General features: G+C 62.4%; 12 protein-coding genes. 4 read left to right on the forward strand and 8 right to left on the reverse strand.

Translation table 11 applies throughout. From position 1 onward, the window contains the following. Window positions 1–172 precede the first annotated feature (172 nt). The gene (locus AWC12_RS03040) at window positions 173–430 is read left to right on the forward strand and encodes a DUF7218 family protein (protein ID WP_085172316.1); all 258 of its coding nucleotides are present in this window, start codon (window positions 173–175) and stop codon (window positions 428–430) included. Between the two features lie 66 nt (window positions 431–496). Here AWC12_RS03040 and AWC12_RS03045 read toward each other — a convergent pair whose 3' ends face one another. Next, entirely contained in the window at window positions 497–676 is a 180-nt protein-coding gene (locus AWC12_RS03045) for a hypothetical protein (protein WP_024448003.1), read from the reverse strand. A gap of 213 nt (window positions 677–889) precedes the next feature. Between AWC12_RS03045 and AWC12_RS03050 the strand changes: the two genes are divergently transcribed. After that, window positions 890–1,201 (forward strand): hypothetical protein, encoded by a 312-nt coding sequence (locus AWC12_RS03050; protein ID WP_085172318.1) that lies wholly within the window; start codon window positions 890–892, stop codon window positions 1,199–1,201. Window positions 1,202–1,207: 6 nt separating this feature from the next. On the opposite strand, the gene AWC12_RS03055 is transcribed toward AWC12_RS03050, so the two are convergent. The 4 genes from AWC12_RS03055 to AWC12_RS03070 form a co-directional block, all read right to left on the reverse strand. Next, a complete protein-coding gene (locus AWC12_RS03055; protein WP_234813815.1) occupies window positions 1,208–2,134 on the reverse strand; it encodes a TAXI family TRAP transporter solute-binding subunit in 927 nt (308 codons plus the stop codon). Window positions 2,135–2,162: 28 nt separating this feature from the next. Next, a complete protein-coding gene (locus AWC12_RS03060) occupies window positions 2,163–3,530 on the reverse strand; it encodes an MFS transporter (protein ID WP_024448000.1) in 1,368 nt (455 codons plus the stop codon). A gap of 120 nt (window positions 3,531–3,650) precedes the next feature. Then, complete coding sequence (locus AWC12_RS03065) at window positions 3,651–5,087, reverse strand: sensor histidine kinase (RefSeq protein ID WP_085172320.1); 1,437 nt, start codon at window positions 5,085–5,087, stop codon at window positions 3,651–3,653. A 1-nt stretch (window position 5,088) separates the two neighbouring features. Continuing rightward, window positions 5,089–5,748: a response regulator transcription factor gene (locus AWC12_RS03070; protein ID WP_085172322.1), complete on the reverse strand. Its 660-nt coding sequence runs from the start codon at window positions 5,746–5,748 to the stop codon at window positions 5,089–5,091. Window positions 5,749–6,039: 291 nt separating this feature from the next. Here AWC12_RS03070 and AWC12_RS30810 point away from each other — a divergent pair, with 291 nt between their 5' ends. Continuing rightward, window positions 6,040–6,345, forward strand: coding sequence for a hypothetical protein (locus AWC12_RS30810; protein ID WP_133057304.1), 306 nt, complete (start codon window positions 6,040–6,042; stop codon window positions 6,343–6,345). A gap of 179 nt (window positions 6,346–6,524) precedes the next feature. On the opposite strand, the gene AWC12_RS03080 is transcribed toward AWC12_RS30810, so the two are convergent. From AWC12_RS03080 to AWC12_RS03090, 3 genes are all read right to left on the reverse strand, one after another. Further along, on the reverse strand, window positions 6,525–9,194 hold the full coding sequence (locus tag AWC12_RS03080; RefSeq protein WP_024449593.1) for a hypothetical protein: 2,670 nt from the start codon (window positions 9,192–9,194) through the stop codon (window positions 6,525–6,527). A 47-nt stretch (window positions 9,195–9,241) separates the two neighbouring features. Then, window positions 9,242–9,631: a hypothetical protein gene (locus AWC12_RS03085; RefSeq protein WP_024449594.1), complete on the reverse strand. Its 390-nt coding sequence runs from the start codon at window positions 9,629–9,631 to the stop codon at window positions 9,242–9,244. 248 nt (window positions 9,632–9,879) lie between these two features. After that, complete coding sequence (locus tag AWC12_RS03090) at window positions 9,880–13,242, reverse strand: NACHT domain-containing protein (RefSeq protein ID WP_024449595.1); 3,363 nt, start codon at window positions 13,240–13,242, stop codon at window positions 9,880–9,882. 177 nt (window positions 13,243–13,419) lie between these two features. Between AWC12_RS03090 and AWC12_RS03095 the strand changes: the two genes are divergently transcribed. Beyond that, window positions 13,420–14,085 (forward strand): hypothetical protein, encoded by a 666-nt coding sequence (locus AWC12_RS03095; RefSeq protein ID WP_024449596.1) that lies wholly within the window; start codon window positions 13,420–13,422, stop codon window positions 14,083–14,085. The last annotated feature ends 508 nt before the right edge of the window (window positions 14,086–14,593 follow it).

The following is a 14,593-nucleotide window of genomic DNA, read 5'->3' on the forward strand; positions in this document are numbered from 1 at the left end:
CTATCCTCGCCACAGCAGGGCCCGAACATGAGGAATTACGTGACGGCAGCCCCTGGGGAATTACGTGACCGTCGGCAACGTTGATTCGCCGAGTAGCCCGTACCTGAGGGTTTGGTTGCTGGCAGGCCGGGAAACTCTTCAAGGATCCAACGGGGTAGGAGGTTGAAGTTCAATGCCAAACGCATCGATCAAGGACGAGAAGATGTACGAAGATCTTCGCCGCGAAGGTAACTCGAAGGAGAAAGCCGCACGCATCTCGAACGCCGCTGCGGCGCGTGGCAAGTCCTCGGTCGGTCGCAAGGGCGGCAAGTCCGGATCCTACGACGACTGGACCGTGGGCGATCTGAAACAGAAGGCGAAGGAGCTTGGCTTGTCCGGCTACTCGCATCTGACGAAGGGCAAGTTGATCGACAAACTGCGCAACCACTGACGAGTTCGGCGATCTCGGTGTAGTTGGTCGACGTCTGGTTGACCAACTACACCGTTTCCGCTGGAATCAGTCGTCGCTGCGGGCTTCGGCGCCAGATTCGCCGGCGTCGAAGTCGTCGTCGGAGCTCGAGCGGCCCACATAGGGACCGTCGGATGGGTCGTCGTCGCCTTCGGACGCGCGTGATCCGGCCACCTTGGAATCGGGTTGTACGTCAGCTTCGGCTTTTTCGTCTTGCGGATTGGTCATGGCGAGGACATGCCCTGACCGCAGTCGTTCAAACAACGTCAAGTCTTTCCAACCTATGACGTGCCGGCGTCAATCGTTTGGTGAAAAGGGCGTCGGGTATGCCGACCACATGCCAGAAGCGCCGCGATTCGTTGCGGCGATCTGCAGCGCTGGTGCGGTTCAACCGCCCGCGTGCTGAAGCGACAGCAGTGACCAACGGCGAGGAGGAGTCTCATGCCTGACACATCACGAGATCCGGTCGACCATGCCCGCACCACCCGCCAGCACGCGGGCGAGACGATGAAGGCCGGGGTTAATGCCCCTGGCCTCATTGCGGTCGGCCTCGGAGTCCTGTCACTGGTGGTGGGACTGTTCTCGTTCGCGAACGGCAGCACGCCGACAGGCATTGTCGGTGTAGTTCTGGCGGTGCTATTGATCGGCGGTGGACTGGCCTGGATCGCGCGCGTGCATCACAAAGTGCAACTGCAGCAACAGGAATGGCACCGCAAGCATCCAGACGCGCATTACGAGCCGCCGACGAGTTGATTGCTGTCAACCGTGGCGCCGGCGATACTCACTGGTGGCGCCGGGATGCAGCTGAACCGAACCTGTTTGGATGAGGGACTGCGCATCGAGGAATTGGCTTCCGATGGCCTGAGCCGGAACCAGCGATGCCGGGTCGTCGAGGAGTAGATCGACGATGCCTGCGACGACGGGATCGGCCACGTCTCGGCGTGCCAGCAATAGATTGGCTACCCCGACGGTGGTTACACCCGGATGTGGACCGTACACCCCTGCCGGGACCGACACCGCTTCGTAGGCAGTTCCGTACCGCAAGCGCAGCGCGTCGACGACTGTGGTCAGATCCAGCAGCCGAATGCCCACGGGCAGGTCGGCAAAGGCCGGGGTGGGCAGCCCTCCAGCCCACATCGCCGCGTCGATGAGCCCCTCTGCAAGTTCGGTTGCCGCACCGCGCATGGGTCGCTCGACGCGCCGCAGGGCTTCGGTACCCGACAGCTCGACCGTTGCGAGCACGCGCTCGGACAACATGGTCGCGCCCGAACCCGGCGCGCCGACGCTGACCGCGCGGCCGGCCAACTGTTCGACCGAAACGATCGGGGAGTCGTCGCGCACGGCGATCTGGAAATAGTTCTCGTAGACGCGTCCGATCGCGGTCAAATCGTCTGCGGCGGCGGGGATGATGTCGGCGAGGCTCATGGCGAGATCGGCGTCTCCCGAGCGCAGCATCTCGAGGTTCTCGACGGAGCCCCCGGTCTGCAGTGGCGTCAGACGGCTGACGCCGGCGCGGTCTGCTGCTGCCGCGAGAAGGCCCGAGAATTCCCAGAAGAAGCCGCCCTGCTCACCGGCCGCCAGGCGAACAGCGGGCCTGTCGGCATTGCGGCAGGAGCTGGCAATGACGGCGGAGCTGAGCAACGCGATGCCCCGCAGAACAGACCGGCGGTCCATCAGCGGGGACATCGACGTCACAGTCAGGCAGCCTAGAGCGTCATACGAAGGCGCGGCCCTGTTCGCGATCTAGCGGGGTTTCGGACTTGTTCTTCAGGACGAAGACGTACACGAACAGTGATACCGCCACGACGGCCGTGACATAGACGATGAACCACGTGACGTGGCCGCCGCCCTTGGCCGCCTGGTAGATCAGCGGGGCGGTGCCGCCGAACGCCGAGTTCGCCAGGGCGTAGCCCAAGCCGACGCCGAGGGCGCGGATGTGGGACGGAAACAGTTCGGCTTTGACGATCGCGTTGATCGAGGTGTAGCCGGTCAGGATGATGTAGCCGATGCAAACCAACGTCAAAGCCATTGCCCACGAGGTGGTTTGCGGTAGGAAGGTGATGAGCACGTAGGTATAGATCAGCGCGCTGGCCCCGAAGAACACCAGCAACGGCTTGCGGCCCACCTTGTCGCTGACCATCCCACCGATCGGCTGGATGACCATCAGGAACGTCAGTCCGACGAGGTTGATCCACGTCGCGGTCATGCCCTGGTCTTCGAATGCCGACTTGACGATGGCGGGCGCATTCACGCTGTAGGTGTAGAAGGCGATGGTGCCGCCGATGGTGACCAGGAAGCAGACCAGCAGCGCCCGCCAGTGCCGGGTCAGCAGTTCGCGGATCGATCCCGAGCCGTGGTCTTCACCGCGGCGGATGGCTTCAAGCTGTTGGCTGGTCAGCGACTCATCCATGCTGCGCCGCAGCCAGAAGACGACCACCGCCGCCACGCCTCCGATGAAAAAGGCGATGCGCCAACCGTATTGCTCGATCTGCGAGCGATCCATGAACGACTGCATGATCAGCAGCGTCAGCTGGGCCAGGACGTGGCCGCCGACAAGCGTGACGTATTGGAACGAGGAGAAGAATCCGCGCCGTTCCCTCGTCGCCGCCTCAGACATGTAGGTAGCCGACGTTCCGTATTCGCCGCCGGTGGCGAAGCCCTGGACGAGGCGGCACAGAATCAGAATGACTGCGGCCCAGACGCCGATGCTCTCTCGACCGGGGGTTAGCGCGATCACCAGCGAGCATGCCGCCATCAGGGACACGCTGAAGGTCAGTGCTGCACGCCGGCCGCGCCGGTCGGCGAACCGGCCGAAGAACCAGGAGCCCACGGGACGCATCAAGAACGTCACCGCGAAGATCGCGTACACGTAGAGTGTCGAGTTCTTGTCCGCCGAATCGAAGAACTGGCTTTCGAAGTACGACGCGAACACGGTGTAGACGTACACGTCGTACCATTCGACGAGGTTGCCGGACGATCCCCGAAGGGTGTTGAAGACGGCGCGGCGGGTGGCTGCCCGCGACGATTGCGGGGCAGGCGTCCCCCGTCCGTCGCCGAGGGCTTGGGTGGTCGAACTGGTCATGACGTGCCTCCTTGTCCCAACGATCAGCCGGGACCTGAGTCGCCGACGTCTCTTTCTGGTCCTACTGTTAGGGCAGTCACATGGCCTGCGGAAGGTGCTGGCGCGATCCCTAACACTCCCTTAGGACAGATCCCGGTCCGTACTGGGCGCGGATGCGGCAGGCAGCCGCACAGTGATCCGCAGTCCACCACCGTGGGCTGCGCTGACCTCGAACACCCCGCCGGCGCGTTCGGTCAGCGCGCGGGCGATGGACAGGCCCAGGCCGGTGCCCTGCCCGACGGTGTTGGTCGCGCGGAAGAATCGCGTCGTGATCAGCGGCAGATCGTTGTCCGACACGCCGCGGCCGTCGTCCTGCACCCAGGCGACGATCTGATCGGCGGATCGGTGGGCACCGATCTCGACGCGGGTTCCGCGGCCCGCATAGTTGACGGCGTTGCTCAGCAGTATGTCGAGGATCTGGGCGAGGTCGGTGTCGGACATCCGGGCGAGCAGACCCGGCGGTGCGGAGACCGAGGCGTCGATGCCTGCCTCGCTCAACGATTGCGACCAGAACTCGTGCCGATGCGCGATCACGTCGCCGACGTCGGCGCCGGCCACGTCCCCGTCGCGGTCGGGTCGGGCCTCTGCTGAGGCCAACGACAGAAGATCGGCGACCATGCTTTCGAGGCGGTCGACTTCGGCCGTTGTCTTGCGATGCGCGTCGGCCGAGGATTCCGGGACCGCCATTCCGAGGGTGTCCAGTCGAATACGCAATGCCGCCAGGGGATTACGCAACGCATGAGCGGAGTCGGCGACGAAGCGGCGCTGCGCGACCGCGGCCGCTTCGACGTCGCGGGCCATCTCGTCGAATACCGCCGCAAGCTTGCGTACCTCCTGGGGGCCGCCATAGTGACCCGCCCGGTCCTGTTCGGCGTCAATCTGAGTGACGTGGTCTGCGGTCGGGCGGTCCAGCACGCGGTTCTTCAGGTCCGTGACCCGCCCGGCTAGATCAGTCAACGGGCGAACAGTCCAGCGGGACAACACGACCGCGATCAACGACGCGACAGCCAAAAGAGTTACCGCGCCGCCGGCAATCGTCAACCACGCGCGAGTCACGTCGGTTCTTGCGGCGCCCGTGGAGGCGGCCAGGACGACAGCCCCGTCGACCTGGGTTCCGGTTCCGACCGGGACAGCGATCAGCACCTCAGCCGGTGACCACGGTGTCACCGATTCAGGGAGGCGGCTGCGTTGATTTCGCAGGGCGTCAGAGACCGCGTCGGCGACGCTGGCGGGGGTGCCGGCCACCCCTGCCGAGGCCCGCGGAGCGCCGTCGCGGTCAACGACGAGGACGGGCTCGCCGTAGAGCGTGAAGTACCTGTCGACGGCCTGCTGCAGATCTACTGACTGTGAATTGCCCTCGCGCGCAGCGAGATCGGCAAAGTAGGAGGCGGCGGCGAGTCTGCTCTCGCTGAATCGCTGCAACCGTTCCCGACCTAACGTGACGGCCAGGGGTATTGCGAGTCCGAGAACGACGATGGTGGAGTAGATGACGAGCACCAGCAGGACGCGCCGCCACATGTCAGCAACTCCACCGGTAGCCGTATCCGCGGATGGTGGCGATCGCGTTCGGCCGGGCGAGCTTGGCGCGCAAAGAGGTCATGTGAACGTCGAGGCTTCGGGAGATCGCGACGTAGGCGTCACCCCAAATGGCATCCATGAGTTCCTGGCGGCTGACGGCCTCGCCGCGGCGAGCGACGAGATAGGCGAGAACTTCGAATTCCTTGGGCGGGAGCGTGATTTCGACTCCGGCGACCTCGACGCGGCGGGCGCCCAGGTCGACGACGATGTCGCCGCACTCGACCACCTCGTCGTCCGGTGCTGCCGCTGGCGAGTGTCTGCGGGCAGCGACCTCGATGCGGGCCCGAAGTTCGCCCAGGCGAGCAGGTTTGACGACGTAGTCGTCGGCGCCGGTGCGCAGCGCGCGGACGACGGAGCGTTCGTCGTCGCGCGCGGTCAGCACGACGACGGGGACCTGACTGACACCGCGCAGCTGACGCAGGATGGTCATGCCGTCGGCGTCGGGAAGGCCGAGATCAAGGAGGACGAGGTCGACGTCGCGGTGACCGAGGAGCAGGTCGGCGCCGCGACGCATCCGCACAGGGGAGTGACCGACTTCGGCCAGGGCGTCGACCAGCGCCTCCCCGACGCCGTCGTCGTCTTCCACCACCGCGATGCGCATCGGATCAAAGGTACGGCAGCACGGCGCGTGGTTTGGCCTGCTTTCGAGGTTGTGCACCGTCGGCGGACGGGAGCGGCTGCCCCCGTAGGATCACGCGCACGCCCCCATAGCCCAATTGGCAGAGGCAGCGGACTTAAAATCCTCTGAACTGGGCGTTTGTTGTGTTTGCCAGTTCTGGAATCCGTCGGGAGATATGCCTCTAGCTGCGGATACGGTGTTGGCTGCGTTGGCCGGAGCTGAGTCTAAACGAAAGCACTGCGGTAACTACTGCGGTATGAGGGGTAGAAGTTCGTGATCCTGAGCATGTCCTCCGTCAGCTGGCACAGAGAAAAAGCAGTTACGAACGAGCCGAGTAAAAATTGCAGCGCTGACGTTATCGAACGTCGGGTGCGACACCCTGTGAGCAGATTCGCCGCGTTCGGGCAGGCGGCGGACGTTGGGCGGGACGCGTTCGATTATGCGAGCGAACGCAACAGTGAAGAGATCAAGCGGCGCGATGCTCCGTTGAGCACGGCGGTCGCCCCGCGTGGTTCTAACGGCTGCAACGATGGTGGTGGCGACCTGCTCGGCGGCATCGGAATGCTGCGCCGGCCGTAGGATTTTCGCTGAGTGCCGTCTGCCTCGCGTATTCAATTTCAGCATTCTTGCTGTCGTATCTGTGGACGCCGGTAATTGTTGTGTGTCTCTTCGAGGTCGCCGTAGGCGGTTGCTGCCGAGGGTAATACGATGACGCTGATTGACACGTATTTCAGCGCCTTGCGAGCTACTGCCGTTGTTCATCTGTCGGTGCTGCGGTTATTCGACAGTGTGCGAACTGACCACCGCGGGTCTTGGGCAAGAGTGATTCGCGCGATGGAGTCGGCACGGTTCGGTGACGAACTCAGGGCCCGGGCGAGAGCTTTTCTGACTCGGACATCGGGGTCGCGGCTCAATGCAATACCAACCTCGTCCGGCAACGTTGTCGATTCGACCCACAACATGGCCGCGAGACTTTTCAGGGTCCAACTTCCCTGAGCAAGCAGGCCGACACTTCCGTCAAGCTGAGACTGGACGAGCTGCAAGGTTTTCGTGACTCTGTAGTCTTCGTCCGTTCCGACACCAACGAGACGGAGAGCTGCATCTCGTACCCGCTGTTTCTCCTCGACTGTGTCTGCGAGCCTGCCTGCTAGATACACCGCCGCCGGTCTGCAGTCACTGCCGTCATTGACCCTCATTGCGCTCAAAGGACTGCTCATGGACGCTTGAAAAGCGTCGGCCTTCGAATGAGGCATGTCCGAAGCGAACGACAGCGCCTTCGTGAAGTATGTGCGGCGGGTATCCTCGGGAATTCCGTTAACGAGATTGCTGGCGGCGCGGAGGTAATCGTCGCGATTCGTGGCCGGTTCCCACGAGGACTCTGCCTTCTTAAAAAGCATCTCGATGCAGCTGATGCGTTCTGGCTCAGAAAGGGACGCGGCAAGCAGCGAGTCGTTGACTGCCCCAGTTCCGACGCCAAAACCATTTGGACCGCTCTTCGCAGGTTGACACAATCGTTGTGCAGCAGCTTGCGCAGCATCGGTCGTCGTGTCGGCGGGGTCTTGCCACGCGAGGAAAGCTGCAGCGTCGAGGTGGGTACCTTCCGCCATCTCATGGAGTCGATCGCGGACTTGGTCGAAGTTGGCCGCTAACGCTCTGCGAGCCGAATCGCCAAACGCGTGAGAGGCCCTCCCGTAGAGACCGATTAGTTGCTCAACGGCGGCGCCACGGAGCTCGCCGGTGTGTGTCTGAGCTATGCCGGCCGCGATGAGAACGTGGCTTTCGTCAGTGGGACGGTAGTGGTGCTTCTCGCACTCGACAAACCCAGATAGCAGCTTGAGGACGGTTTCCGCGTCACAGGCGGTAAGACGTTCAGACACGGCGGCCAGAAGGCCGTAGGCAGATCGGCGCATCTGAGGACTGAAGACGGGAGAGTCGAGCCGTGCACCCGAAGCGACGTCATCAATTGTCGATAGCGCCTGCGCTACGACGGAATTGAGATCGTTGTCAGGGATGAGATCGGCTTGCTGAGTTGTGAATTCGAGTGCGGATGCGCACACCCACGATAGTGGACTCTTGATGAGCTCAGTAACATCGTGGTAGGTGTCGCCAAAAGCTTTGGCAACGTCCCGAGATTCCTTATAGTTGCCGGCGCCGATGGTGTAGAAGGCAGCGAGGGGCAACTCACCGCACGCGAGGTAATGAGCTCCGAGTAGCCCGCGAGCGTCTCTTTCGTCAAAGAAGGACGCTGACCGTATTCCCTCAAGTAGATGCCGTCTTAGATTGATGGCGGCGATACGCGGGCTATTGAAATGCAAAGCTGCTAGCCCAAGTTCGCGAACGCTCTCAGCCCCAGCCACGATACGGGCTTTGGATGGCATGTTCAGCAGCGCCTGAGCGAGAGGGTGCCACTTGTCGTCGGCCAACACACCGAAGCGGTTCGCAACGAACCGCTGACTCAAGAGCCAGTCGGCAGCGTCCGTGTAGCGCTCCGACAGACATGCCTCATTGACTGCTGCGCGCCAGTCCCGGTCGGCTTCAATTGGCACGGCCTGCAGTAGCTTGTGGCGCGCATGTCGCGCGAGCACCAATGCCTTGAGGTTTCTCGCTATTCCAGAACTTGACGCGTGGAGCAGGTCGCCCCATTCTCCCGTCGCATCCGCAGATGCCAGTCTCAAACGAAGCGCGATTTCCGGGAGGGTATGCGCGATCTCGTCCGCGGCCGTCGTGATCACTTGGCGGTTATTCACGATCCAGGCCAGGTTGTCGTCGCCTAGCGCGCTCTCTGCTGCGAACAAGACGGTCCGTGCACGGTCTTCCGCATCGACCAGTGATATTGCCTCGGAGGGGATTTCGATTGGTAACGGCACAGGAGTTTGCAGGTGATCTGAGACGAATTCGGCGATCTCGACCGCAGCACCCAGGCGCGCAGTTAGGGGTTCTTCTGAGCCTTTCGGGAAATCGGGAAAACCCGCCAGATTCCTTAACGCCCCGAGCACCCGATCGGCGCGCATTGAGCTTCCAGAGATGTCGGCTTCCCATAGCGATTGCAGCATCAGCCGGACGGCGGTGTCTTCCTCCCCGGTACTGACGCACAGGGCCGCGACCCGATGGTCGAATTCTGCAGCGTGAATCGGGAAACCAGCAGCCACTAAACGTCTTTGAACCTCGCGGAAAAGCTCGAGCGCCGCACGTGGGTCGTCGGCAGCGAGCTGATTCGCTCTGTCGAGCAGGCCCTGGGCTTCAGTGCTGGCGAGAGGCCCGAGTGATACGGCATCTGCAGTGTCAAGGGGGCTCGGCCCAACTGCCTCTGCAATGGAGGAGCTGGGGGCCGGCACATGGAAATTCATATGCACCGTGCGTGCTTCGACATTCAGAGTGCCGAGAGATCCCACTTGGCCGATCGCGACGGAGTGGTCGTTGGCCGCCACTCCTTGCTGCTGCGCTTCTGATCCTTCCGATGGGGAGGTCACAAACGTCAGCGGTTCTTGGGATCGTCGCCCGTGGGTCGCTGCCCTCCAAGCGTGATGTCGCCGATTTTGTCCACGCGGTTTGCAGCGAAGGATCCGTTGTCGGCTGAAATATTCTGTCCTTTGTCACCGGCTGACTGCTGCGTTATCGCGCTACCGCCTGACACCGGGCCCTCCACCTTGTTGCTAGGGTCATCGCGGCCAGCGTCGTTTTCAGGCGCGCGCTGCACCAACACCGCACAACCGATTGCGCCAATGAGAGCGACGACGAGGAGTAACCACCACCACCAGGCCGGCGTCGAAGTGACCTTGTTGATGGCGAACGCCTCCGCGGCTCCGAACCCAACGACAGCAATCGCCGGCGCAGGTCGACGGCGGATCTTCGTTGTGACTGACATGGAGCTCGCCTTTCGTCGCGCGCACGCGTTCTGCTGCTTACGTCACAAACAGGCTAGCGTGTGACCCGTTGGCCGAAATGTACTGGTTGACGCGCTAGTGTTGGCAAACGCCCAAAGGAGGGGTGGGCAACATTCGCATCAAACGGAGCATCTGTGACGTTCAATTGCGGATCGCAACGCTCTCGCAAGTGTGAAGGGCGTGCTGATCGGTACGCGGCCGGTATCTGTCGTTGCGCGGGCGGGGACCCTCAGCGGTAGGCGGCCGCGTTGTCGACCTTCAGCCACCGTTCGGCGCGGGCAACGCTGAGGAGCGAAGGCATCGTCGTGTGATCAAGAGCCTCGGTCTTGCCTGGCCGCTCCGCCGGTGGTGCTGCCACTCGGAGCCGATTGAGTTCGGCCAATTCGGCGTCGGTCGTGTCGCCGGTGACGGGGCGGTTTGTCAGCCAGCCGAAGCGAGCGATCTGTTCAGCCGCGCGGAGGACCGTACGTCGTCGCCCCGCCGAGAGCTGTCCGAGAACGAGCGTTAATTCCGGCAGGAGTTCGGAGACGACGGCTCCTGATGCGACGGACCATAGGGCCAGTGCCCATTCCGCTTGGCCTAGGTCGCCGTCGTCGATGACCTCCAGCTGTTCCCGCCACCAGCCGGGATTGCGTGAGTGCGTGGTGGTCTGAGCAAGGAGCTCGGTCGGGTGGCTCATCGTTCCAAAGGCCGTAGCGTCAGCGCACTTCCTGTACGCGAGTCCGAACGGAGAGGCCGCGCCGATGATGGCGATCTCCGTAGCGATCCAACAACGACCGGCTTGCTCGTACACCGCTTTGGCGGTGTCTGCCCACGGAAATGTGCTCGCCTTATAACCGGACCTAAACGTGCGTTTCCTTCCGACTTGCTCCCACGGTGAGCGGGCCCTTCTGAGCTGGTTGATCGCCTCAGATCTGCGACGTTTCGCCCTCTCGTCGCCGGAGATGAAGCCTGTCGTGGAGCTGGTCAGGAACTCTCCGGGCGCCAGGGCGACCGCGACCTGCGCAGGCATCGAGCGCGTCGACGTGACGCAGGGACATTGCCCATCCAGCACCGCGGTGAGCAGAGCTGCCTCCAACGAACTTCCACGCTCCGGGGTTAGCCCGGTACTGAGGAAGAGTTCGGCGGCGCCGTTGGACAGATCCAAGTTCTCGAATTTCGAGGTGATGCCGGCTCCAGCTTCACAGCAGGCACCGACAGCGAGCCACGCGTTCTGCTGGGTCGTGCCAATCGCTGCAGTGAGCTGCTGGTACCACCACGCCGTAAAGTCGCTGCATTGGTTAAGCAGTTCCCGCAGGACTCGCACACGCTGTGGGTTCTCGACATCGCTCGGATTCCTGCTGATTAGGGCCGTCAGCCGTGCCCAGGTCGGGTCGACACCGTCGTCGGCGGGTAGGTCGGGAAGTTCAGGGAGTGCAACGATGTCCCGGCGGTCGAGCGCGGATAGCAAGATCGCGCTTCCGGTGTCCGAACAAAGCGCGGTCAGCACCTTTCGAGCTTCACGCGGACGACGCAGGAAGACGCCATCGGTGAGCAGCGCCCACGCGGCGAGGTACGACGGGGCATTTGAGGTTTTCCCCAGTTCCTGCTCGATCCCGGCGGTCAACGAGTAAACGTCGCTGCCCTTAGCGTTTCCTCCGTAGAACCTTGCGGTGTTGAGCCAGTACGGGCGTCTCAGAAGTTCCCGAAGCACCGTTGTGCTGTCGAAATCAGCGTTGTCCTCGCCTGAAGTGCGGTAGAGGAACCGCGCAGCAAAGTACTCCCGCAGCGACAACACCTCGAACTCGTAGGTGCCATCCACCTTGCTCGTCAGAGCCCACAAACGGTCGCTCGCGCCCTCGAAGAGTTGATCGACAATCGACTCGCGGTTGCCGTAGGTGTGCTGGAAGTGGCGCATCGCCGCTTTCAAATCGCCGATGCTCATGCGCCCGTTGATCTGCGATTCTTCGGTGTGTGCGTGCAAGTACCAGCCGAGGAACGGGATGATCTCGAGGAGCTCTTCCTTGTGGTCGCGGACGGCCTTCGGGTGCTTGTTGGCTTCGCGGGCCAAGAGCAGGTCAACGTACTTGTCGTATAGGTCGGTCCGCTGTGTGGGGGTGGCAGCCCCCTGCTGGTGGAGAAGGTCCAACAGGATTGTGAGCTGCATTGGGTTACCGGCGAGCTCATGAATGTAGGGCTCGCGGCTCTTCTCTTGGAAGCTCCTGCGCAGCGCGCGACCGTCTTTGCTCTTGATCCCTCGGACGGCGCACCATTTGCGTAGGTAATCAGCCCGCTGGTCACCAGTGAGTTGGTTTAAGGTGACGATCCCGAACATGTGTGGCGACGGTTCCGCAAGCTCACCGGCGCTGGGGCGCGTGGTGACGACTACCTTCAGCGGCTCACTGTAAGTCTTCGCCCGGCTGGCGAACGCGTCGATCTCGTTGACCACCCTGCGCCGGATGCTGGCGCTGCCGACTTCGTCGAGACCGTCAAGTACGACGAGGCTGGGTACTCGCTCGAATATGTCCTGCACGGTTGTCGCGGTGGTGGTGATACCGCCGCTGTCATGGGTCAACAGGTCGGCGAGGAAGCATTCGATGGCCGCCTGCTCACCCTTGCGTGGCTTCTTCGTCGCCGGCCTGCGATCGTCGGAGTGGTCCCACACGTCGTTGCCGGCGAGCCAGAGCGCGTAGTCGCTGAGGTCCAGCCTGATCGGGAATCGAGGGTTCTTCAGCTCTGGAAGCGATTCTGGCCGCTCCGATTCCGGGATGAACGCGCTGCGGTGCACTTGGCAGATGTACTGGCTGAGAGTGGATTTTCCTTGACCGGGGGCGCCTCGCACCAATGTGAACGGTATTGGTGAGTGCAGCAGGTGAGCGGCCGCTCCGCCGAGTGGGGTCGGCGCGCTTGATCGCATCCGGGTTTCGGTCGGGGAATGCACCTGATCGGCGGTGACGTCGACGAAGAGGTCCACCACCATTTCGCGGTCGACGTCAGCCTGGCTGAACTTGACACGCTGGTCGTCGTCCCATTGCGCCGCGGCGATTTTGCGGATCAGCTTGCGGTCTGCCTGGTTCTTGGCGGTGCCGACCTGCTCAGCGACCAAGTATCGGATGAGATCCCAGCCTGCGAGCATGTCGGCGTAGGCCCACTTTGTCGAGTCCGGAGCGTTGTCGACCCACGGATTAAGCGCCTCACGCCAGATGCATGTCATTTGGTCAAAACCGACGTTCTTGGCGTGCTCCTTTAGCTTTCGGTTTAGCTGGGAGAACGTGCCGGTTTTTGGCTTGGCCGTACTTGCCACATTGGTCACCAGGACGTAGTTGCGTATGCCGTCCTTCGCTAGCTGGCGCAGGTTGTTTAGCTCCTTCTTCACGACCGCGTCCAGCCAGCTGACGGGGTTCTTCTCCGTGCCGCTGACCGACCACTTGACCTGATAGATCAGTAATGTCTCCGGATCGATGTTGCGGAGACCGTCGACACCGCCGTCGGTCTGCCTCAGCGCCATCGGGCAGTAGTCGGGGAACTGTATTGCCAACAGAGCGCTGACGAGCTGCTGAAAATCGTGATCGCCAAGGCGTTCGTAGAGGTATCGGTGCCGGCTTTCGGGCAATGGCTGACTCCTTCGATCCAACCCCGATCGTGCCGTTATCGCCGTCGGGAGCCGTCTTACGCTCGCTCTATTCAACCCGCTAGCGCCGACTGGATCGGGGAGGTTGCAGGTCGCATGCCTGACTGCATTCGCTGCCGAGGCCAGCTCCAGCCGCGAGCGTCGGCATAGCATCGGCGCATGGTCGACGAAGAAGTGCCTTCGTGGAAACAGATAGTCGTGCGAGCTGCGGTTGCTTCCGGCGCGGAGGTGCTCGGCTGGCAGGCTGGTGTGCCGGGTGTTGGCGCGGGAACCGGCGCCGTGGTTCAGGGGCTGATCGATTCTCGTCAAGGTCGTGCGGAAGAGTTCGTCGATGGTGTTGCCGATCTCGTGGATGCACACCGACTGTTGGAACAGGTCCGGGCAGATCCGGGGCTCCAGAATCTGCTCTGGGATGGCATCCAAGCCGCGATGTCGGCGGCAGACAGCGGTAAGCGCATCTATCTTGCGCGCGTGGTGGCGAATGCCCTAACGGACGACACGAAGATGGATGACGCTCAGTTCATCGTGGCCGCCTTGCGCGAGCTTGAGGGTCCGCACGTTCGCGCACTTGTCAGACTCATAGCCGCCGATGACGAGAACCGAAAAGATCCCGGCAATAACGACGAAACCCTGCAGACCGCACTTAGCAACGAGCCACCGGCGGTGAAGGCGGTTCTGGTAAGAACCGGACTTGTATTGGTGGGTTCACAGCCTGTATCCAGCGGCCTGTACAGCATCCCCCGAGCTGAGAACTACAGCATCACCGGAGTAAATGAATTCGGTCGCAGAATCATTCGTGAGCTGCAAGAGACTGAGACGAACTGATTTTGTCTGCCCAAGATCCGACTCGGGATGTGCATCGGCGCTGGATCCGTACTGAACCGGCCGAACGGGTTTGGGCACTGGTCTATTGGTGCCAGCTTGCGTCTCGTATCTTGCATTTCAGCGGGTAGCTTTAGCACCGCTGATTCCATGTCGCTTGATTCGGCGGCGATTCGAGGAGTCCTTGATCTCGAGATTCGCGTAAGGCAAGGGAAGTTCAGGATCGATCGTGCGTTCCCTCGCAACAGGCCCCAACGCTGACATGAAAGATTCCAACATCTTGCGCTCAGCGACCTTCACGTTGGCGCACTCACCGAAGTGCACCCAGGCGGTACTCAAGTCCTTGATGCACTTGAGGGGCCACCCTCCGGCGTGCGGCGACCTCGCGGCGAGGCGTGTCCGGTAGAACTGGCTCACGCGATTCCGCAGAGACGTGCTAGCTGTACTGACCACGGACGTTGGTGACGGCGTGGTGAGGTGACAAGACGAAGACCTCCGAGTGAAGTGCGAA

Origin of the sequence: Mycolicibacterium iranicum, assembly GCF_002101705.1 — a bacterium.
Taxonomy (GTDB): Bacteria; Actinomycetota; Actinomycetes; order Mycobacteriales; family Mycobacteriaceae; genus Mycobacterium; species Mycobacterium iranicum.